The following is a 21,078-nucleotide window of genomic DNA, read 5'->3' on the forward strand; positions in this document are numbered from 1 at the left end:
AAACATTTTTGCTGCGGCGCGGGCAGGGTGGGTTGGGTTAAATATAAGGGTACCACAACAGCGCGGGGGGGGGGCGCGGAAGGTAACATCCGGGGGGGGGGGCGCCGCGCCCCGCGCCCCCGCCCCAGGACACGACAGCCAATATCAAGACCCTTCACGCAACTCAGGAGCAAGCCGCATGAACGCAGTGGCTTCCACCATCAGACTGACCGCCGCGCAGGCGCTCGTGCGCTATCTCGCGGCACTCTCCACTGAACACGGCGAGCCGCTGTTCGGCGGCGTATTCGCGATCTTCGGGCACGGCAATGTCGCGGGCATGGGCGAGGCGCTATACCGGCATCGCGAAGAACTGCCGACGTATCGCGCGCACAACGAGCAAGCGATGGCGCATAGCGCGATTGCCTTCGCCAAGGCGCACATGCGACGCCGCATGATGGCGGTGACGACATCCATCGGGCCGGGCGCGACAAACCTGGTCACAGCCGCCGCGCTCGCGCATGTCAACCGCTTGCCGGTGCTGCTGTTGCCCGGCGATATCTTCGTCTCGCGCGCGCCCGATCCGGTGTTGCAGCAAGTCGAAGATGCGCATGATGGCGGCGCATCGGCGAACGATGCGCTGAAGGCCGTGTCGCGTTACTTCGATCGCATCGTGCATCCCGCGCAGTTGTTGAGCGCGTTGCCGCGCGCCATTCGCGTGTTGACCGATGCCGCGCAATGCGGACCCGTGACGCTCGCGCTGCCGCAAGACGTGCAGGCAATGGCGTATGACTACCCTGCTTGGTTCTTCGAGCCGCGTGCAGTCGAGTTTCATGCGCCGGCTGCATCGTCGCGCGAGATCGAGCGTGCCGCTGCGTTGCTGCGTGAATCACGCGAGCCGATGATCGTGTCGGGCGGCGGCGTGCTGTATGGTCTCGCCACCGAGGCGCTGCGCGACTTCGCGCACAAGCACGGCATTCCGGTCGCGGAAACGCAGGCCGGCAAGGGCGCGCTCGCATGGGACGACGCGTTGAACGTGGGCGGCATCGGCGTGACGGGATCATCGTCCGCGAACGAACTGGCGCATGCGAGCGACTGCGTCATTGCCGTCGGCACGCGCTTGCAGGACTTCACGACGGGATCGAACACGCTCTTCACAGCGGCCAAGCTTCTCGCCATCAACGCGAATCCGTTCGATGCCCTGAAGCAAAACGCCGTGGCCGTCGAAGCGGATGCGCGTCTCGCGCTCGATGCGCTGTCAGATGCGCTCGGCGACTGGCGTGCCGCGCCCGAATGGACCACGCGCGCGCAACGTCTTGCGAACGACTGGCGCGAGACCGTCGCGCATGTGACGAACACGCCGCCGCCGGACGGCCGCCTGCCGCGCGAAGCGGAGGTGATCGGCGGGGTGCAACGTTCTCACGATGCGTCGCCGGCCGGCGATATCGTCGTATGCGCCGCAGGCACGCTGCCCGCCGACTTGCAGAAGCTGTGGCGCACGGGCGCGCCGGGCGGCTATCACGTCGAATACGGCTATTCGTGCATGGGCTATGAAATCGCGGGCGGCCTCGGCGTGAAGCTCGCGCGGCCCGAACGCGAAGTGATCGTGATCGTCGGCGACGGCAGCTATCTGATGATGAACAGCGAGTTGGCTACATCGGTGATGCTCGGCGCGAAGCTGATCGTCGTGTTGCTCGACAATCGCGGCTATGGCTGCATCAACCGCTTGCAGCAGGCGTGCGGCGGCGCGCCGTTCAACAATCTGCTCGACGATTGCAAGCAAGGAGAAGCGGGCGCGCCGCATATCGACTTCGCCATGCACGCGCGTTCGATGGGCGCGCTCGCGGAGCACGTAGCCAACGTCAATGAATTGCAGGACGCGATGAAGCGCGCGCGTGCTGCAGACCGCAGCTATCTGATCTCCATCGACACCGATCCCGCCCGCACCACCGAAGAAGGCGGATGGTGGTGGGAAGTGGCGGTGCCCGAAGTCTCGGATCGCGATGCGGTCATGTCCGCGCGTGCGAAGTATGAACGCGCGCTCAAGGCTCGCGCAGGCAACATCGACTAGGCATCAAAAGGACACGACACCATGCCCCTGAATGTCCGTATCGGCATCAATCCACTGTCATGGATGAACGACGACTTGCCTTCGCTCGGCGGCGAGACGCCGCTTTCCGTGGCGCTGACCGAAGGCAAGCGCATCGGCTATGAAGGCTTCGAGCTCGGCAACAAGTTTCCGCGCGAACCGCAAGCGTTGAAGGCGCTCCTCGCGCAATACGACCTCGCGCTCGTCTCCGGCTGGTATTCCGGCCAGCTTGCGCGACGCAGCGCGGAAGAAGAGATCGAAGCGGTAGGCCCGCACCTCGACCTGCTTGCGCAAAACGGCGCGACCGTCATGGTCTATGGCGAAGTCGCGGATTCGATTCAAGGCGCGCCCCGTCCGTTGTATCAGCGTCCGCGCTTCTTTTCGGATGCGCAATGGTCCCAGTACGCCGAGCGGCTGAACCGCTTTGCCGAGTACACGCTTTCTAAGGGCGTGCGCGTCGCCTATCATCATCACATGGGCGCGTATGTCGAAACCCCGGCCGACGTGGACCGTCTGATGGCGCTGACGAGCGATGACGTCGGCCTGCTCTTCGATGCAGGCCATATCACGTTCGCTGGCGGCGATGCGTTGAGCGTGCTGCAAAAGCACATCGCGCGCGTGTGCCATGTGCATTGCAAGGATGTGCGCACCGATATCGTGAAGCTCGCGCGTAACCGCAACTGGAGCTTTCTCGATGCGGTCATCAACGGCGCGTTCACCGTGCCGGGCGACGGCGCGGTGGATTATCCCGGCATCGTCGCGTGTCTTGCTGAGCATGACTATCGCGGCTGGCTCGTGGTGGAAGCGGAACAAGACCCCGTGATTGCGCCGAGCTATGCGTATGCCGACAAGGGCTATCGCACGCTGCGCGCGCTCGTCGATGCAACGTACAAGGAGGCGGCATGAGCCTGCTAGTGAAAGCATCGCGCGAAGGCCAGACCATCGCGCGCGTTACACCGGATTCCGCGGGCTGGAAGCATGTGGGCTTCGCCGCGTATCGCATGGATGCGGACGATGTCGTGCATGTGTACGACGCGGATCGCGAAAGCTGCATCGTCGTGCTGACGGGAACGGTCAGCATCGAAGCGGGCGACGAGCATTGGCAGTCGATCGGATCGCGCGACAGCGTGTTCGAAGACGCCGCGCCGTATGCGGTCTATGTGCCGCCGAAGCTTGCCGCCATCGTGCGCGCCGAGCGCGAAACGGAGCTTGCGGTGGCAACCGCGCCTGCAACGGGGCTTTATCCGCCGCGCCTCATCGAGCCATCGCAGATGAAACGCTCGACGCGCGGCAAACACGCGAATACGCGCTACGTTTGCGATATTCTCCCGCAAACTGAAACCGCCGAGTCGGTGCTCGTGGTGGAAGTGAGAACGCCCGGCGGACATGCATCGAGTTATCCTCCGCATAAGCATGATCAGGACAACGTACCGACTGAAAGCGCGCTCGAAGAGACGTACTATCATCGCTTGAACCCGCCGCAAGGCTTTGCGTTCCAGCGCGTCTATACCGACGAGCGCGATCTCGACGAAACCATGGCCGTGGAAGATCGCGATGTCGTGATGGTGCCGCGCGGCTATCACCCGGTCGTCGTGCCGTATGGCTACGACAACTACTATCTGAACGTGATGGCGGGCGACAAGCGGACGTGGCATTTCAAGAACGATCCGAAGCACGAATGGATCGTGGAGCGCGACAGCAAAGGCTGATTCACCCGACCGACAACCACTCGCGCATTACGTCGTCACGCTGCTCGAGTTGCGCGAGCGAACCGTCGAAGCGCACCGCGCCGTGTCCCATCACTGCGACGCGCGCATCGAGCATGCGCGCGATCGTGAGCCGCTCTTCGATCAGCAGTATCGCCACGCCGCGTTCGCGCAGCGTCGAGAGGCACGCGGCCACTTGCGCGATCACTTGCGGCGCGAGCCCTTCACCGGGCTCGTCGATGACGATGAGCGATGGATCGCCCATCAGTGTGCGCGCGAGCGACAGCATCTGTTGCTCGCCGCCGGATAGCGCGCCCGCCTTCACCGACGCACGCTCCTTCAACGCGGGAAACAGCGCGTAGGCATTGTCGAAATTGAAGCGCGAGCCTTTTCTTTCGCCGAGCGCGAGATTCTCGCGCACGCTCAAGGCGGGGAATACATCGCGCGTCTCCGGCACATAGCCGATGCCCAGCCGCGCGATGCGAAACGCGCGCTGTCCGACGAGTTGCACGTCGCGATAACGCATATCGCCCGCGCATCGCACGAGGCCCATGATCGCTTTCGCGAGCGTCGACCGGCCCGAACCATTGCGGCCCACAAGCGCGACCGCCTCGCCTTCCCCGACCGACAAGTTCACGCCGTGCAGCACTTGCGCCGCGCCGTACCACGCCCGCAAGTCCTCGATGCGCAGAAGCACGCTCATGGCGCGGCTCCCAGATAAGCCTTCTGCACATCATGACTGCGGCGGATCGCATCGGGCGTATCGGATGCGATCACGCGCCCTCGAACCAGCACCGATACGCGATCCGCAAGTGAGAACACCGCATCCATGTCGTGCTCGATGACGAGCAGCGTGCGCCCTTCCGTCGTCGCGCGAATCAACGCGAGCGCCCGCGCCGCTTCCGCGCGATTCATGCCCGCAGTGGGTTCGTCGAGCAGAATGAGCGGCGCATCCGTTGCGAGCGCGATGCCCAGATCCAGCGCGCGCTGCTCGGCATACGCGAGGCGCGCGGCGGGCTCGTCGGCGCGTGAAGAAAGACCGATGGCATCGAGCATCGCGCGGGCACGTCCGTCGATCGCGTGGGAGCGAAACCAGCGATCCACCCATCGCGAGGACGCCGCGCCGAGCACCGCGCACCGAAGGTTGTCGAACACGGACAGACGCGCGAACACGCTCGTCGTCTGGAAGCTGCGCGCGAGCACGCGGCTCACGCGCTGCGGCGGCTTGCCGGTGATATCGACGCCCTGCGCGACGATGCGGCCCGCGTTCGGCTGCGCGCGCCCCGAGATTAGATCGAAGAGCGTCGACTTGCCTGCGCCGTTCGGTCCGATGATCGCGTGGCGCTCGCCATTCTCGATGTGCAGATCGACGCCGCGCAAAACTTCCGTCGCGCCGAATCGCTTGACGATGCCTTCGACGTGTAGTGCCGACGTCATGGCGCGCGCTCCTTGCTCGCGCCCAAGCGAGCGAGCCAAAGCCCGAGCAACGCGCACGGCACCGCGATCCACCACGCGCCGCGCGGCGGCATGACCGCATCGGCATGCCGCGCATAGAGCGTCTCGACCGCGACCACGACTGCAACGCCCCACGCAATCGCGCTGAGCACGCGCAGGACGAGCGCGCGCCAATCACGCGTCACAAGGCCCGCGATGCCATCCGGCAACGCGACGACCGCCCACATGAAGAAAAGCCCGAGGTACATCGGCCAAGCGGCGGACACGCTCGCGACGCCTACGCTGAAAAACGTCAGGAGCACCGCGCCGATCACGGGACCGAAGAACGACGCCGTGCCGCCGATCACCGTTGCCACGAGCACGCCGGTCGAGCGCGCGAGCCCGACGCTTTCGGCCGACACCAATTCCATGTTGATAAGCGACAGCACGCCCGCGACGCCCGCGAAGAACGCCGACATCACGAGCATCGTGAAGCGCACGCGGCGCGGCGCGAAGCCGATGGCCGCGGCGCGCGCCGGGTTGTCGCGCACGGCGTTGGCGAGCCGGCACATCGGCGTGCGCGTGAACGCGAACATTGCGAGTGTCGAGAGGATGCACCAGCACGCGATCAGCGCATACGCCTGCCACAGCGGGCCGAACGTCCACGCGAAGAACCGCGGCCCGCTCGCGCGGTCAATGCTCACGCCGCCCTCGCCGCCGAACCAGCCGGGAACGAGCCACACACTCGCCGCGACGAGCTCGCCGATGCCGAGCGTGATCATCGCGAACGCGGTGCCCGCGCGCTGCGTCGAGATCGCGCCGATAGGCACCGCGGCGAGCGCGGCGGCGCATCCGCCGATGAGCGGCAACAGCGGCAAAGGCACGCGCAAGCCGTTGAAGACATGCGCGGCGGCGAACGCGCCGAGGCCCGCATACACCGCGTGCCCGAACGACAGCAAGCCGGTTTCGCCGAGCAGCAGGTTGTACGAAAGCGCGAAGACGATCAACGTCGCCGTCTGCGCGAGAAACGCGAGCAGCCACGATTGATGGAAGAAAACCGGCGGCAGCGCGAGCGCGGCCGTTAGCACGACGAACGGGACCGACCTATGCATCGCGCGTGCGCTCGCCCATGAATCCGTGCGGGCGCGCGGCGAGCATCGCCACGAGCAGCAGATACGGCAGCACCGGCGCAAGCTGCGCGACGGTGAGCGCACTCCACGCATCGGGCAATGCGATGCCGAACGATGCCGCGATGCTGCCTGCCGATGCCGTCGAGCCGACCGCGAAGGTCTGCGCGCAGCCGATCAGGAGCGACGCGACGAGCGCGCCCGACAGCGAGCCGATGCCGCCGATCACCACGACGACGAACACGATAGGCCCCACCGCATCGGCCATCGCGGGTTCGATCACGGCAAGCGGCGCGCCGATCACGCCCGCGAGCGCCGCGAGCGCGGTGCCGACCGCGAAGACCGTCGTGAACACGCGCGGCACGTCGTGTCCGAGCGTCTCGACGGTTGCCGGATGCGTCAGCGCTGCGCGCACGACGAGGCCGGTGCGGGATGTGCGCAGCACGATGGCGAGCGCGCCGAGCATCGCGATGGAAAGCGTCATCATGAAAACGCGATAGCGCGGGAAGGCCGCGCCGTACAGCGTGAAGAGCGGGCCGTCGAGCGCGCGGGGGATCGCCGCGGCCAAGGGACCGAGGCCCCAGATGAGCTTGACGCCCTCGCCGATCACCATGGCCGCGCCGAATGTCAGCAGCAGTTCCGCGAGCGCGCCGCGCGAATGCACGCGTCGCAGAAGATATCGCTCGAATAGCGCGCCGAGCGCGCCGACCACGAGCGGCGCTACAACCAGCGCGACCCAGAATCCGCTGTGAACGGCAAGCGCTTGACCGACATACGCACCCAGCATGTAGAAGCTCGCGTGCGCGAAGTTGAGGACGCCGAGCATCGAAAAGATCAGCGTGAGACCGGCCGACAGCATGAAAAGCAGCAGCCCGACACTCACGCCGTTCAGCAGGCTGACAGTGAACCACTGAAGCGACACGAAAACCTCAGGCGTTGACGAGCGGCTTCAACGCATCGACGAGAGGCGCGGGCAACAGCACCGGCTTGCGCGTCACGCGATCCACGTACACATGCACGAAATGCCCTTGCGCGGCCGCCTCGTCGGAGCCTTCCGCGAAGATGCCGACTTCATAGCGCACGCTCGACGTGCCGAGCCGCTCCACGCGCAAGCCCGCGTCGATGCGTTGCGGAAACGTCAGCGGCGCGAAGTAATTGCAGCGCGTCTCGACGACGAGCCCGATGGTCTCCCCTGCGGTGAAATCGAGCACGCCGTGGCGCAATAGATACTCGTTCACCACCGTATCGAAGTAGCTGTAATAGACCACGTTATTGACGTGCCCATACACGTCGTTGTCCGACCAGCGCGTGCTGATCGCGAGAAAGTGCGGGTAATCCGCTCGCGTGCTTGGAACCGGCTTCGTCATGGGTCAGAGCGATTCCATCAGCATGCGGCGATAGTCGTCGGCGCTCGCCTCGCGCGGGTTGGTCTTGTGGCAGTGATCCGCGAGCGCGCCTTTCACCACCTTGTCGAACATGCTTTCGTCCACGCCCATTTGCGACAGACGCGTCGGCAAGCCGAGGCGCTCGGTCATGTCGTGAAGCGCCTGCGCGACGTCCGCGTTATGTGCGAGATTCATCACGCGGCGCATGCGCTCGAAACGGCGCTCGGCGACGACGGTCGGCGCGCTCTCGTTGAAGCGCAGCACGGCGGGCAGAACGACCGCGTTCAGCGTGCCGTGATGCAGCGACGTGCGCCCGTTCACCGCGAGGCCGCCCAGCGGATGCGACAGCGAATGCACGCAGCCGAGTCCCTTTTGAAACGCCATCGCGCCTTGCATCGACGCCGACATCATGTGGAGGCGCGCGTCGCGGTCCTGACCGTCGCGCGTGGCCCGCTCGATGTTCGCCCACGCGCGTTCGAGCCCGTCCAGCGCGATGCCGTCCGCGGGCGGATTGAACGCCGGCGCGAGGAACGTTTCGATGCAATGCGCGATCGCGTCCATGCCGGTCGCGGCGGTGAGGCCGGGCGGCAGGCCGAGCGTGAGCGCAGGATCGCAGATGGCGGACTTCGGCAGCAGGTGCCAAGAATGAAAGCCGAGCTTGCGCCCGTCGTTCAGGATGATGATCGCGCCGCGCGCGACTTCGCTGCCGGTGCCCGATGTAGTCGGCACCGCGATGAGCGGCGCGGCGCGCTCGGTGATCTTGCCGCTGCCGCCTTCGATGGTCGCGTAGTGCGTGAGCGGTTCGTCGTGCGTGGCGGCAATCGCGACGCCCTTCGCAAGATCGATCGACGATCCGCCGCCGACCGCGATCACGCCGTCGCAGCCTTCGCGCTTGTACTGCGCGGCGGCTTGCATGACCATCGCTTCGGTCGGATTGGATGGCGTGTCGTCGAATACCGGCAGCGCGCCGAGCTTCGCGCTCTCGATCACGCGCGCGGACAGCCCCGCCGCCGCGACGCCCTTGTCGGTGATGACGAGCGGCCTTTTCATGCCGATGCGCGCGCATTCGCTTTGCAGCATGTCGAGCGAGTCGTAGCCGAGATGGATATGCGTCAGATAGAAGATGAAGGCCATGGCGGGCGGTGGCAGGCAATTAAGGGTGCGGCCATGTTGGAGCCGCGCGGCGAACGTGTCAATCGGGGTCCGCCGCGCGCGCGGGCACGCCGGACCATCAGCGGGCCGCGCTAAGCGCGCGCACTTCGTCGGTGAAACGCTCGACGGTTTCCTGCTTCGTGTCCCATGCGCACATCAGCCGGCAGCCGCCCGATCCGATGAACTGATAGAAGCGCCAGCCCTTCGCCCGCAGCGCCGCGGAAACATGCGCGGGCAGTTCCGCGAACACCGCGTTCGCCTCGGGCTTGAACAGCATGTTCACGCCGGGAATGTCCGCGAGGCGTTCGGCCATGAGTTGCGCCATGGCGTTCGCATGGCGGGCGTTGCGCAGCCATACGTCGTCATCGAGCAGGCCGAGCCACGGCGCGGAGATAAAGCGCATCTTCGATGCGAGCTGCCCGGCCTGCTTCAGGCGATACGCGAAATCCGTGGCGAGCGCCTTGTCGAAGAACACGACCGCCTCGCCCACCGGCAGACCGTTCTTCGTGCCGCCGAAGCACAGCACGTCGACGCCCGCGCGCCACGTGATCTCGGACGGATGCACGTTCAGCGTCGCCACGGCATTCGCGAAACGCGCGCCGTCCATATGCACCTTCAGGTGCCGGCGCTTCGCGATAGCGGCGATCGCGCGGACTTCCTCGACGGTATAGACGGTGCCCACTTCCGTCGCCTGCGTGAGCGCGACCACCTTCGGCTTCGGATAGTGGATGTCGGCGCGCTTCGTGACGAGTTCCTCGATGGCATCGGGCGTGAGCTTGCCGTTCTCGCCCTTCGCCGTGAGCAGCTTCGAGCCGCCGGAGAAGAACTCGGGGCCGCCGCATTCGTCGGTTTCTATATGCGCGAGTTCGTGGCAAATGACGGAGTGATACGACTGGCATAGCGAAGCCAACGCGAGCGAATTGGCCGCCGTGCCGTTGAAGACGAAGAAGACTTCGCAATCGGTCTGGAAGAGTTCGCGGATGCGGTCGCAAACGCGCGCGGTCCACGAATCGTCGCCGTATGCAGGTTCGTGGCCGCTCGTGTTGGCCTCGACGAGCGCGGCGAGCGCCTCGGGGCAGATGCCGGCGTAGTTGTCGGAGGCGAAATGCTGGGTGAGTGGCGTGGGCGCTGTCATGGGAATCGCTGTCATGGCTCGTGGCAACGCGCGGACGATATGCGTGACGCGTCCGCGCAATGCCGGCCATTTTAGCGGTTCGGTCGCGCGAGCGCGGTCACGCGATGTTGCTGTGCGCGCGCCCGGCGAAGGCGAGCGGCAAGTATGTCGTCAGCCGCCCGCGTGCTACGGCTTACTTGCCGCTCGGCGCGCTGGCTGCCGCTGCCTGTTGAGCCTTCTTGTCTTTCTTGTTGGCTTCGTGATGGCCGATCGCGCAGCCGCCGACCGCGCCCGCCGTGCCATGCTTGCCCGCCACGTGCCCCGCAACGCCGCCGACGGCCGCGCCTTCCATGCAGCCCTTCGCCTGCGCGGCTCCCGTCGAAGCGATCATCGCGGTGGCGAGCAAAACGGATGCGAATGTGCGATTCATGGTTCATCTCCCTTTGTGGTTGGATGAACCGGAGTTGCACGCCGTATGCCTGACAGCTTGTAATCAACAATGAGAACGGCCCGATCGACTTTCGCCGAATCGGGCCGCTTCAGACTGCTTCGCGCGAATGCGCTGCGTTTAGAGCTGTTGCTGCACCCAGCCCGTCACGCCCGCGAGCGCGGCCGGCAGCTTGGCCGGCTCCGTGCCGCCCGCCTGCGCCATGTCGGGACGCCCGCCGCCCTTGCCGCCCACTTGCTGAGCGACGAAGTTGACGAGTTCGCCCGCCTTCACCTTCTTCGACGCATCCGGCGTCACGCCCGCGATCAGGCTCACCTTGCCGCCATCGACCGATGCGAGCACGATGGCCGCGCTCTTCAGCTTGTCTTTCAGCTTGTCGACGGTTTCGCGCAGCGTCTTCACGTCCGCGCCTTCAAGCTCGGCGGCGAGCACGTGAACGCCGGAGACGTCAACCGCTTGCGAGACGAGTTCATCGCCCTGGCTCGATGCGAGCTTCGACTTGAGCGCGGCCAGTTCCTTTTCGAGCGACTTCACGTGCTCCTGAACCTGTCCGATGCGCTGCGTCAGTTCCGAAGGCTGCGCCTTCAGCACGCTCGCCGCCGCGTTGATGCGCGCGTCGAGGTCCTGCACGTAGCGCACCGCGTTGTCGCCGGTGATCGCCTCGACGCGGCGAATGCCCGCCGCCACGCCGCCTTCCATCACGATCTTGAAGAAGCCGATATCGCCCGTGCGCTGCACGTGCGTGCCGCCGCAGAGTTCGCGCGAGAAGCCGAGATCCAGCACGCGCACCGTGTCGCCGTATTTCTCGCCGAAGAGCGCCATCGCGCCGCCCTTCACCGCTTCGTCGTACGGCATGACGCGCACGACGCCCGGCGCGTTCGCCAGAATCTCCGCGTTCACGATTTCCTCGACGCGGCGGATCTGCTCGTCCGTCATCGGCGCGTTATGCGCGAAGTCGAAGCGCGTCTTGTCGGCATCGACGAGCGAGCCCTTCTGCTGCACGTGGCCGCCGAGCACTTCGCGCAGCGCCTTGTGCATCAGGTGCGTGGCCGAGTGATTGCGCGCGGTGCGGGCGCGGCGCACGGCGTCGATCTGCGCCTTCACCACGTCGCCGACCTTCAGCGTGCCCTGCGCGACCGTGCCGTGATGACCGACGACATCGGCCTGCACCTTCAGCGTGTCGGCCACTTCGAAGCGCGTCGACGCGTTGACGAGCACGCCCTGATCGCCGACCTGACCGCCCGATTCCGCGTAGAACGGCGTGTGGTCGAGCACGACGACCGCTTGTTGTCCCGCTTCGGCCTGCTGAACCGACGCGCCTTCCACATACAGCGCGACGATCTTCGCGTCGTCGAAAATCTCCTTCTCGTAGCCGTGGAACGTGGTCTTTGCGCCCGAGTATTCGAGGCCCTGCGCGAGCTTGAACTTGCCGGCCGCGCGCGCCTGATCGCGCTGGCGGGCCATCGCGTCGTCGAACGCGGGTTCGTCGACCGTCACGCCGCGCTCGCGGCACACGTCCGCCGTCAGATCCAGCGGGAAACCGTAGGTGTCGTGCAGCTTGAACGCGAGTTCGCCGTCCAGTTGCTTGACGCCCTTCTTTTCCAGCTCGGCGAGTTCGCCTTCGAGAATCGACATGCCGTGCTCGATCGTCTCGAAGAAGCGTTCTTCTTCCTGACGCAGCACGTCGGTGACACGCTGCTGCGCGTCTTTCAGTTCGGGATACGCCGCGCCCATTTCCGCGACGAGATCGGCCACGAGTTTGTGAAAGAACGCGCTCTTTTTGCCGAGCTTGTAGCCATGACGGATCGCGCGGCGCACGATACGGCGCAGCACGTAGCCGCGGCCTTCGTTGCCGGGAATCACGCCGTCGACGATCAAAAACGAGCACGCGCGGATGTGGTCCGCGATGACCTTCAGCGAGTTGTTCTCGAGATCGGCCGTGTTCGTTTCGCGGCCGGCGGCCTTGATGAGCGTCTGAAACAGGTCGATTTCGTAGTTGCTATGCACGTGCTGAAGCACGGCGGCGAGGCGTTCCAAGCCCATGCCCGTGTCGACGCACTGCTTCGGCAGCGGCGTCATGTTGCCCTGCGCGTCGCGGTTGAACTGCATGAACACGAGATTCCAGATCTCGATGAAGCGGTCGCCGTCTTCTTCAGGCGATCCCGGCGGGCCGCCCCAGATTTCCGGGCCGTGGTCGTAGAACACTTCGGAACACGGACCGCACGGGCCGGTGTCGGCCATCTGCCAGAAGTTGTCCGATGCGTAGCGCGCGCCCTTGTTGTCGCCGATGCGGATGATGCGCTCGGTCGGAACGCCGATTTCCTTCGCCCAGATGTCGTAGGCTTCGTCGTCTTCCTGATAGACGGTGACGGTGAGCTTCTCCGGCGGCAGCATGTAGACCTTCGTCAACAGCTCCCAGCAATAGTGGATGGCGTCGCGCTTGAAGTAGTCGCCGAACGAGAAGTTGCCGAGCATCTCGAAGAACGTGTGGTGCCGCGCGGTATAGCCGACGTTCTCCAGATCGTTATGCTTGCCGCCCGCGCGCACGCTGCGCTGCGCGGTGGTCGCGCGCGTGTACGGCCGCGATTCGGCGCCCAGGAACACGTCCTTGAACTGGACCATGCCCGAGTTCGTGAAAAGCAGCGTCGGGTCGTTGCCGGGCACGAGGCTCGACGAGCGGACGATCGTGTGGCCCTTCGATTCGAAGAACTTCAGGAATTTCTCGCGTATTTCGGCGGCTTTCATGGCGTACGGGGCGCGTCTGCGTTCTCTGATGCGGTTTTTGGTATTGCCCGGCACGGCCTTGCGACAAGGACTTTCGGCCAGGCAGAGGTAATCTTTGATTATACGGGATTCGCCGCGCGGCCCCGCCCGATAACGGTTTCAGCAAGCGCCGCCGGAAGTCGGCGCATACGCCCTGCTTTCGCGTCTGCGCGGTTTCGTGCGACAGTCGCGTGAAAGGCAGCCGATCCACCGAACCACATCAAGCGAGCGATATATCGAATGGGAGCACTGAGCCATATCCGCGTACTGGATCTCACCCGCGTGCTGGCGGGACCGTGGTGCGCGCAGACCCTGGCCGATCTCGGCGCGGACGTCATCAAGATCGAGCGGCCCGACACCGGCGACGACACGCGCCACTGGGGCCCGCCGTATCTGAAGACCCCGGACGGCGAGGACACGCGCGAAGCCGCCTATTATCTGGCGGCGAACCGCAACAAGCGCTCGGTGACGGTGGATATCGCGACGGAAGACGGCCAGCGCATCGTGCGCGAACTCGCCGCGCAAAGCGATGTGGTGCTGGAGAACTACAAGGTCGGCCAGTTGAAAAAGTACGGGCTCGACTATGAATCGCTGAAGCAGGTGAAGCCGGACATCGTCTATTGCTCGGTGACGGGCTTCGGGCAGACGGGTCCGTATGCGCAGCGCGCGGGCTACGACTTCATCATTCAGGGCATCGGCGGGTTCATGAGCATCACCGGCGAGCGCGACGGCCAGCCGGGCGGCGGCCCGCAGAAGGCCGGCGTCGCCATCGCGGACCTGATGACCGGCATGTATGCGACGGTCGGCGTGCTGGCGGCGCTGAGCCATCGCGACAGAACGGGCGAAGGCCAGTACATCGACATGGCGCTGCTCGACGTGCAGGTGGCGATGCTCGCCAACATGAACACGAACTTCCTCGCGAGCGGCAAGCCGCCGGTACGCTGGGGCAACGCGCACCCGAACATCGTGCCGTATCAGACCTTCCAGACGAGCGATGGCTGGATCATCGTCGCGGTCGGCAACGACGGGCAGTTCCGCAAGTTCGTCGAAGCGGGCGGACGCGCCGAGCTGGCCGACGATCCGCGTTTCGCGACGAACCCGTCGCGCGTGCGCAATCGCGATCTGCTCGTGCCGATTCTGGCCGACATGGTGCGCGCGCGCGGCAAGCACGCATGGCTCGCGGCGCTCGAAGCGGCGGGCGTGCCGTGCGGGCCGATCAACGATCTCGCGGAAGTGTTCGACGACCCGCAAGTGATCGCGCGGCGGATGCAGATCGACTTGCCGCATCCGGAAGGCGGCGCGGTGAAGCTCGTCGCGAGTCCGATCAAGATGAGCGCGACGCCGCCCGAAGCGCGCGCGCATCCGCCGATGCTCGGCGAGCATACGACGAGCGTGCTCGCCGACGTGCTCGGTTACGACGACGAGAAAATTGCGCGGTTGCGGGCGTCGAAGGCGATCTGAGCAGAGATCAGCGCACGCCCGCGCCGATCAGCCCGCCTGCCGCCGCGCCCGCGACGGTGCCGAGCGGCCCGCCCGTCACGAGATAGCCGAGCGCGCCGCCGGCAGCGGCGCCGACGCCGGCGTGCGCCTGCTGGCGCGACATCCCCGAGCACGCGGCGAGGCTGGAAACGAGCGCGGCGGCCGCGGCGAGCTTGATGGTCGTGGTAGCGATCTTCTTCATGGCTGGGTTCCTTCTTCTGCTTGTGTTGTCGTTGTGATGTCTTTTGTATCCTTCGCCGGGCCGTAACCCGACGTGGCGAGCCGATCATAAAATCCGCCCGATGCGGCTCACAAGGCGATTTACGTCCCGTTACGGTCGTTACGAAACGGCTCGCGCGCCACCCGCCGGCGGCGAGGCGCAACCCGCCTGCCCGCGCCGGTTGCGTAAGGTAGAATCGACCCGATATTCAGTCATGATTCGAACCCGTTCCGAGCCGCGCGGAACGGCTGCCGAACCGATCACACGCGAGCGCATCCGTTGGCACTCTTTTTCGCATGAACACCGATCGCAACGACGCCCCGGCGCCATCCAATTTCATCCGCAACATCATCGAAGACGACAACCGCTCCGGCAAATGGGCGCAGCGGGTCGAGACGCGTTTTCCGCCCGAGCCGAACGGCTACCTGCACATCGGCCATGCGAAAAGCATCTGCGTGAACTTCGGGCTGGCCGCGGACTACGGCGGCGTGTGCCATCTGCGTTTCGATGACACCAATCCCGAGAAGGAAAGCGTCGAGTACGTGGAGTCCATCATCGACGCCGTGAAGTGGCTCGGCTACGACTGGAACAAGGACGGCCGCGAGCATAAATACTTCGCGAGCGACTACTACGACAAGCTGTACGAGTTCGCCGAAATGCTGATCGCGAAGGGTCAGGCGTACGTCGACAGCCAGAGCGCCGAAGAGATGCGCGCGACGCGTGGCTCGGCCACCGAAGCGGGCATCAACTCGCCGTATCGCGACCGCACGCCCGAGGAGAATCTCGACCTCTTCCGCCGCATGAAGGCGGGCGAGTTCAAGGAAGGCGAGCACGTGCTGCGCGCGAAGATCGACATGGCGTCGCCGAACTTCAATATGCGCGATCCGGTCATCTACCGCATCCGCTTCGCGCATCACTATCGTACCGGCGACAAGTGGTGCATCTACCCGATGTACGACTACGCGCATTGCGTGTCGGATGCGCTCGAAAGCATCACGCATTCGCTGTGCACGCTGGAATTCGAGGATCACCGTCCGCTGTACGACTGGTTTCTCGCGCAGCTCGCGAACGACGGCGTCTTCAAGCGTCCGCTGCCGCAGCAAATCGAGTTTTCGCGCTTGAACCTCACGTACGCGATCACGAGCAAGCGCAAGCTCTTGCAACTCGTGCAGGAGAATCACGTCGATGGCTGGGACGATCCGCGCATGCCGACCATCGTCGGCGTGCGGCGTCGCGGCTTCACGCCGGAAAGCATCCGCCTGATGGTGGAGCGCGTCGGCGTGACGAAGGTCGATTCGTGGATCGACATGAGCGTGCTCGAAGGCGCGCTGCGTGACGATCTCGACGAGAAAGCGCCGCGCGCCATCGCCGTGCTGGATCCGCTCAAGCTCATTATCGACAACTATCCGGAAGGCCAGACCGACGAGTGCAGCGCGCCGGTGCATCCGCATCATCCGGACCGCGGCACGCGCACGTTTCCGTTTTCGCGCGAACTGTGGATCGAGCGCGAAGACTTTCAGGAAACGCCGCCGAAGGGCTATTTCCGGCTGTTTCCGGGCAACAAGGTGCGGCTGAAGTACGGCTTCGTCGTGGAATGCACGGGCGCGGACAAGGACGAAAACGGCAACGTGACCGCCGTCCACTGCAACTACTTCCCGGACAGCAAGTCGGGCACGGAAGGCGCGAACGCGTACAAGGTCAAGGGCACGATCCATTGGGTCAGCGCGGCGACGGCCTACCCCGCCGAAGTGCGCATCTACGACCGGCTCTTCAAGGAGCCGCAGCCGGGCGCGGGCGGCGCGGAGTTTCTGGACGCGCTGAACCCGGACTCGAAGCGCATCGTGAATGCGTATCTGGAGCCGAGCGCCCGCGAAGCCATGCCGGAAGACCGCTTCCAGTTCGAGCGGCACGGCTACTTCGTCGCGGACCGCGTGGATTCGCAGCCGGGCAAGCCGGTGTTCAACCGGATCGTCAGCTTGCGCGACAGCTGGGGCAAGCCGGCGTGATCGCATGAAGGCTCACGCTCCGAGCGAGGACACCATGAAAGCGCCGCAATCGCCCGCAGTTCGCATCGTCTGCGCGATGTCGGCGGCGCTTGCCCTCGCGTGCCCGGTCGCCCGCGCGGCCGCGGCGTCCGACATCGCTTCCGCGCAGGCGGCCGTCGACCAGTTGCCGCCATCGGCAACGCTGCGCAAGATCGCGGAGAACGGCGCCATCGTGCTGGGCGCGCGCGAGTCGTCGGTGCCGTTCTCGTACATGGTGCGGCAGCAGCCGACGGGCTATTCGTATGCCATCGCGCTGAAGGTGGTCGACGAAGTCAAGCGGCGGCTCAACATGCCGAATCTCGCGATCAAGAACGTGGTCGTCACGTCCGCGAACCGCATTTCCTACGTGGTCAACAACCAGATCGATCTGGAATGCGGCTCGACGGCGCATATCGCGGAGCGCGATCCGCTCGTCGCGTTTTCCAACAGCATCTTCCAGTACGGCATTCACATGGCGGTGAAGCGCAAGTCGGGCATTCGCGACTACGCGGATCTCGCCGGCAAGACCGTCGCGACGACGGCGGGCACGTCGGATGAGCGCATCCTTCGACAGATGACGATGGAGCGCAAGCTGAACATGCGCATCATCAGCGCGCGCGATCACGCGGAAGCGTTCGGAGCACTGAAGAACGATCGCGCGGTCGCGTTCGTGATGGACGATCCGTTGCTCTACGGACAGATCGCCGAGCAAGGCGCGGCGCGCAGCGACTATATGGTGACGGGCGAATCGCTCGCGACCGAGACGTACGGCTGCATGATGCGCAGAGGCGATCCGGTGTTCAAGCGCATGGTCGACGACGTGATCGCGAACATGCAGCGCAGCGGCGAAGCCGCGAAGCTCTACGAAGCGTGGTTCATGCAGCCGATTCCGCCCGACGGCATCAACCTGCGATTCCCGATGTCGCCGGAGATGAAGGCGCTCTTCGCGCATCCGAACGACCACCGGGTCGACTAAGGCGAAACTTCAGCGTTCAGTCGAGCGTTTCGTGCAGTTCCGCGAGCGAAAGCGTCGTTTGAAACAGCCGCGCGAGACTGCGGCTCGCGAAGCGGTCGACTTCCGCGGGACTGACCCAGCGGTACGCATCCATCTCCGGAATCATGGTGCCGTCGCTATAGCGCGGGAAGTACGACTCGCACACGCACTTGGCCAGGTCCACTTCATCGTCCGGGACGCGCACCGCGAAAAGGTGCAGGTCCTTGTCGCGCCGATAGACGAAGCGGCCGAGATCCTTCAGATGCGCGAGGCGCTCGGCCGACAGCACGATGCCCGTCTCTTCGACGAGCTCGCGCAACGCCGCGTCGCGCGGGCTCTCGTCCGGATCGGCCTGGCCCTTGGGCACGTCCCAGTGCGCGGTTTCGGTCGCATGGCACAGCAGGACGTCGCCCCGTGCGTTCAGAATGACGACCCCGCACGATACGGTGCGGCCGGTCATCGCGCGTTCGCTCCGCTCATGCTCATTGTTTTTTCAGCTTCCATTTGCCGTCGGCTTGCTTGCAGGCGGTCGGGGCCCACGTCTGCGTCTGCCCTTTCGCGTTGGCGACCAGCGTGATCTTGCGGCACTTGAGCCCGTCCGAATCAAACGTGTTCTGCGGCGTCACGGTGCCGTTGATCGGCACGGTGTTGCCGGTGCCTTGGTTGTTCCAGTCGAGCGATTCGCCGTCCTTCTTGGTATCGAGCGCGGTTTGCGCGGCCTTGTTGAGCGCCTGAAGATCGCGCTGCTTCATGTACGTGATCGGCGTGTTGTTCAGAAAGCCCAGGTTGGCCGCGAAAGCGCCCGCGCTGGCGACAGCGAACGCGACGGCCACGGTCGTGCGGATGCAGGCGCGAGCGGGCGCTCGATGATGGATCGGCATGAAGATTCTCCTCGTTGCGAAGTCGTGCGGCGCCGGGCGCGTCGACCTTCTCGCGCCAGCCGGCGTGCAGCGAGAATAGCATGAGGCGGCACCCGGTTTTCTGACCGATCTCGGCTCGCTTTCGAGCTCGCGCTTCGTGACTGGAGATGTCCGCTAGCGCACGAGGTGGCAGGCGAAGTACTCGTCGAGGATATCGGTCATCTGCCACACCGGACACGGGCGGCGACAATGACCGTCGTAGCCCGCTTCTTTCAGCACGGGGAGCGGCTCTTCCGGCAGAAAGCCGCTCATCGCGACGACGAGACGCGTCGCATCGCCCGGATGCGCCCGAAGTTCGCGAACGAGCGCGTAGTGAGCGCATCCGCCGATGCGCGTATCGATGAACAGCACGTGCGGATGCCATTCGCTGACGCCGTGCCTAAGCGACGACACGTCGGCGACGAATCGCGCGGGAAAGCCTTTGAGGTCGAACAGCTTGACGAGCGACTCGCCGAGCGCGCGCTCCGTCGACGCGACGAGCACGCGCCGCGCATCGCGTTCGACGCGCAGTTGCCTGCGGTTCCATAGCGCGCATTGCGCCGTACTCGATTCGTAGGCTCGTTTGTTCATGCGCCCTCTTTGGCGGATTCAATCGGTGCATCGCGCGCCGCGATGATGCAGGCGCGCACCGCAAGCGAGCGGCGTTTTGGACGTTCGAAGGCGTTGGTCGCGAGGCGCCGCGCGCGTGCGGACTACGGGCAGGAAGCGGGCCAGTTTGATGCGCGAATGATCTGAGCTTTATGCATTCAATAGGATTCCTAATTAAAGGAAGAAAACATGAAACCGGAGAGCCGAAACGACAAAGGGCCACGCAAAGCGTGGCCCTTCGATATTTCATTGGCCCGCCCTACACGATTCGAACGTGTGACCTACGGCTTAGAAGGCCGTTGCTCTATCCAACTGAGCTAAGGGCGGGTGACGGCTACGCGCGCAAGTCGCGCAGCCGGGAGAGCCGGGATTTTACCTCATCCGCCATGCCGCGCGGTCGCGGACATCAAACCGGCTGGGCGTGCATCATGAACCAGCCGAGGAAGAAGATGCCGGCGATCACGCAATACACGCCGAACGACGCGAGCTTGCCGTGGCCTTCGAAATAGCGCATCAGAAAGCGGACACTCAGGTAAGCGGCGATGCCCGTCAGCACGCCGCCGAGCACGGCGTCGAACAGCTGGCCCGGCGCGTGAAACAGCTTCGGCAATTCGAGCACGCCCGCCGCGAAGATGATCGGCGTGCCGAGCAGGAACGAGAATTCCGCCGCCGCTTCGGCCGTGAGACCGGCACCGACGCCCGCGATCATCGTCAGGCCGCTGCGCGAGAAGCCGGGAATCAGCGCGCCGATCTGAGCCAGGCCGACGAGAAACGCCTGTTTGAAGGTGAGCTTCTCCGGCGCGCGCGCGGCGCGGCTTTTTTGCAGGCGATCGCCGAGCCACAGCAGCACGCCGTTGACGATCAGCGCCGCCGCGACGATCCGCAGATCATGAAAAATCGCCTCCAGCCGCTTTTCGAGCAACAGACCGACGATGCCCGTCGGAATCGTGCCGATGATGAGCGCCCACATCATATGCGCGTCATCGTTGCGGCGTCCGCCGAAGGAGGCGAACCAGCCGCCGATCAGCGCAATCCAGCGCTTGCGGAAATACCAGAGCAGCGCGAGCGCCGTGCCGAGATGCAGCGCCACGAGAAACGGCAGCAACTGCGGCGCGTGCTTGTCGATATGCATGCCGATAAGACCGGGAACCAGCAATGTATGGCCGAGGCTGCTCACCGGAAAGAGTTCGGTTACGCCCTGAAGCACGCTGAGAAATACGAGAAACCAGAGAGTCACGCGTCGGTCCTTGTCGTGGAGGAGTGAAGGACGCGCCGCAAAATCGCTCGCCGCGCCGTATGACGCGAAGCAAGGACAAGAGGGAATAAATTGGTGCGGCGCGCAAGCCGGGACCGATTATGCCTAGGGGAAAACCCAGCGCCAAGCGGCTTGCGCACACAAATGGACACCGACAGGAGAACGTCGGCTAATCAGAAGAAAACGGAAAGCAGAGTCCAATAAAACCGAAAGAAACGCGTGACCGTTTATTAAGGTTTTATCCTTTGAGTTTATAGAGAAAGAGCGCCGTGCTCCCGCCGAAAAGGCTAAACATCGCGACGCCCATTGCCATCGCCAGATCCATGTCGACTCCTGTCCGTCTGGTTCCTCACATTAGGTACATATAACAACACATCGCGATAACGAGGGGCAGTCGCGGTTTC

General features: G+C 64.8%; 20 protein-coding genes and 1 tRNA gene. 6 read left to right on the top strand and 15 right to left on the bottom strand.

The window, feature by feature from the left end; all coding sequences use genetic code 11:
* Positions 1 to 178 precede the first annotated feature (178 nt).
* Genes iolD through iolB form a run of 3 tightly spaced genes read left to right on the top strand, consistent with a single transcriptional unit; the run spans position 179 to position 3,774 of the window.
* Positions 179 to 2,047 carry a 3D-(3,5/4)-trihydroxycyclohexane-1,2-dione acylhydrolase (decyclizing) gene (iolD, locus tag NCR34_RS09450; protein ID WP_250499701.1) on the top strand — a complete coding sequence of 623 codons (1,869 nt, stop codon included), beginning with the start codon at positions 179 to 181 and terminating at the stop codon, positions 2,045 to 2,047.
* 21 nt (positions 2,048 to 2,068) lie between these two features.
* Positions 2,069 to 2,971 (top strand): myo-inosose-2 dehydratase, encoded by a 903-nt coding sequence (iolE, locus tag NCR34_RS09455; protein ID WP_250499702.1) that lies wholly within the window; start codon positions 2,069 to 2,071, stop codon positions 2,969 to 2,971.
* Positions 2,968 to 3,774 carry a 5-deoxy-glucuronate isomerase gene (iolB, locus tag NCR34_RS09460; protein WP_250499703.1) on the top strand — a complete coding sequence of 269 codons (807 nt, stop codon included), beginning with the start codon at positions 2,968 to 2,970 and terminating at the stop codon, positions 3,772 to 3,774. Before iolE ends, iolB begins: the two co-directional genes overlap by 4 nt.
* Position 3,775: 1 nt before the next feature.
* On the opposite strand, the gene NCR34_RS09465 is transcribed toward iolB, so the two are convergent.
* The 9 genes from NCR34_RS09465 to alaS all read right to left on the bottom strand — a co-directional run bounded on the left by NCR34_RS09465 (position 3,776) and on the right by alaS (position 13,176).
* On the bottom strand, positions 3,776 to 4,474 hold the full coding sequence (locus NCR34_RS09465; protein WP_250499704.1) for an ABC transporter ATP-binding protein: 699 nt from the start codon (positions 4,472 to 4,474) through the stop codon (positions 3,776 to 3,778).
* Complete coding sequence (locus NCR34_RS09470; RefSeq protein ID WP_250499705.1) at positions 4,471 to 5,208, bottom strand: ABC transporter ATP-binding protein; 738 nt, start codon at positions 5,206 to 5,208, stop codon at positions 4,471 to 4,473. The genes NCR34_RS09465 and NCR34_RS09470 overlap by 4 nt, the downstream gene beginning before the upstream one ends.
* On the bottom strand, positions 5,205 to 6,317 hold the full coding sequence (locus NCR34_RS09475; protein WP_250499706.1) for a branched-chain amino acid ABC transporter permease: 1,113 nt from the start codon (positions 6,315 to 6,317) through the stop codon (positions 5,205 to 5,207). The genes NCR34_RS09470 and NCR34_RS09475 overlap by 4 nt, the downstream gene beginning before the upstream one ends.
* Positions 6,310 to 7,191 carry a branched-chain amino acid ABC transporter permease gene (locus NCR34_RS09480; RefSeq protein WP_250499828.1) on the bottom strand — a complete coding sequence of 294 codons (882 nt, stop codon included), beginning with the start codon at positions 7,189 to 7,191 and terminating at the stop codon, positions 6,310 to 6,312. Before NCR34_RS09480 ends, NCR34_RS09475 begins: the two co-directional genes overlap by 8 nt.
* A gap of 70 nt (positions 7,192 to 7,261) precedes the next feature.
* Positions 7,262 to 7,699, bottom strand: coding sequence for an acyl-CoA thioesterase (locus NCR34_RS09485; RefSeq protein ID WP_250499707.1), 438 nt, complete (start codon positions 7,697 to 7,699; stop codon positions 7,262 to 7,264).
* A gap of 3 nt (positions 7,700 to 7,702) precedes the next feature.
* On the bottom strand, positions 7,703 to 8,851 hold the full coding sequence (gene gbd / locus NCR34_RS09490; RefSeq protein WP_250499708.1) for a 4-hydroxybutyrate dehydrogenase: 1,149 nt from the start codon (positions 8,849 to 8,851) through the stop codon (positions 7,703 to 7,705).
* A gap of 97 nt (positions 8,852 to 8,948) precedes the next feature.
* Positions 8,949 to 10,004 carry a threonine aldolase family protein gene (locus NCR34_RS09495; RefSeq protein ID WP_250499829.1) on the bottom strand — a complete coding sequence of 352 codons (1,056 nt, stop codon included), beginning with the start codon at positions 10,002 to 10,004 and terminating at the stop codon, positions 8,949 to 8,951.
* Positions 10,005 to 10,176: 172 nt separating this feature from the next.
* A complete protein-coding gene (locus NCR34_RS09500; RefSeq protein ID WP_206466657.1) occupies positions 10,177 to 10,413 on the bottom strand; it encodes a hypothetical protein in 237 nt (78 codons plus the stop codon).
* Between the two features lie 138 nt (positions 10,414 to 10,551).
* A complete protein-coding gene (alaS, locus tag NCR34_RS09505) occupies positions 10,552 to 13,176 on the bottom strand; it encodes an alanine--tRNA ligase (protein ID WP_250499709.1) in 2,625 nt (874 codons plus the stop codon).
* 258 nt (positions 13,177 to 13,434) lie between these two features.
* Here alaS and NCR34_RS09510 point away from each other — a divergent pair, with 258 nt between their 5' ends.
* Positions 13,435 to 14,655 carry a CaiB/BaiF CoA transferase family protein gene (locus tag NCR34_RS09510; protein WP_250499710.1) on the top strand — a complete coding sequence of 407 codons (1,221 nt, stop codon included), beginning with the start codon at positions 13,435 to 13,437 and terminating at the stop codon, positions 14,653 to 14,655.
* Between the two features lie 7 nt (positions 14,656 to 14,662).
* On the opposite strand, the gene NCR34_RS09515 is transcribed toward NCR34_RS09510, so the two are convergent.
* On the bottom strand, positions 14,663 to 14,875 hold the full coding sequence (locus NCR34_RS09515) for an ornithine carbamoyltransferase (RefSeq protein WP_248320184.1): 213 nt from the start codon (positions 14,873 to 14,875) through the stop codon (positions 14,663 to 14,665).
* A gap of 314 nt (positions 14,876 to 15,189) precedes the next feature.
* Between NCR34_RS09515 and NCR34_RS09520 the strand changes: the two genes are divergently transcribed.
* Both NCR34_RS09520 and NCR34_RS09525 read left to right on the top strand, forming a co-directional pair.
* Positions 15,190 to 16,899, top strand: coding sequence for a glutamine--tRNA ligase/YqeY domain fusion protein (locus NCR34_RS09520; RefSeq protein ID WP_250499711.1), 1,710 nt, complete (start codon positions 15,190 to 15,192; stop codon positions 16,897 to 16,899).
* Positions 16,900 to 16,975: 76 nt separating this feature from the next.
* Positions 16,976 to 17,893 carry a transporter substrate-binding domain-containing protein gene (locus tag NCR34_RS09525; protein WP_250499830.1) on the top strand — a complete coding sequence of 306 codons (918 nt, stop codon included), beginning with the start codon at positions 16,976 to 16,978 and terminating at the stop codon, positions 17,891 to 17,893.
* 16 nt (positions 17,894 to 17,909) lie between these two features.
* Here NCR34_RS09525 and NCR34_RS09530 read toward each other — a convergent pair whose 3' ends face one another.
* The 5 genes from NCR34_RS09530 to NCR34_RS09550 all read right to left on the bottom strand — a co-directional run bounded on the left by NCR34_RS09530 (position 17,910) and on the right by NCR34_RS09550 (position 20,656).
* Entirely contained in the window at positions 17,910 to 18,371 is a 462-nt protein-coding gene (locus NCR34_RS09530) for an NUDIX hydrolase (protein ID WP_250499712.1), read from the bottom strand.
* Between the two features lie 22 nt (positions 18,372 to 18,393).
* Complete coding sequence (locus tag NCR34_RS09535; protein ID WP_250499713.1) at positions 18,394 to 18,792, bottom strand: RT0821/Lpp0805 family surface protein; 399 nt, start codon at positions 18,790 to 18,792, stop codon at positions 18,394 to 18,396.
* A 153-nt stretch (positions 18,793 to 18,945) separates the two neighbouring features.
* A complete protein-coding gene (locus NCR34_RS09540; protein WP_250499714.1) occupies positions 18,946 to 19,401 on the bottom strand; it encodes a response regulator in 456 nt (151 codons plus the stop codon).
* 268 nt (positions 19,402 to 19,669) lie between these two features.
* Positions 19,670 to 19,746 (bottom strand) — tRNA-Arg (locus NCR34_RS09545).
* Between the two features lie 79 nt (positions 19,747 to 19,825).
* Positions 19,826 to 20,656 carry an undecaprenyl-diphosphate phosphatase gene (locus NCR34_RS09550; protein ID WP_250472679.1) on the bottom strand — a complete coding sequence of 277 codons (831 nt, stop codon included), beginning with the start codon at positions 20,654 to 20,656 and terminating at the stop codon, positions 19,826 to 19,828.
* Positions 20,657 to 21,078: the final 422 nt, after the last annotated feature.

Source organism: Caballeronia sp. GAWG1-5s-s, assembly GCF_023631445.1.
Taxonomy (GTDB): Bacteria; Pseudomonadota; Gammaproteobacteria; order Burkholderiales; family Burkholderiaceae; genus Caballeronia.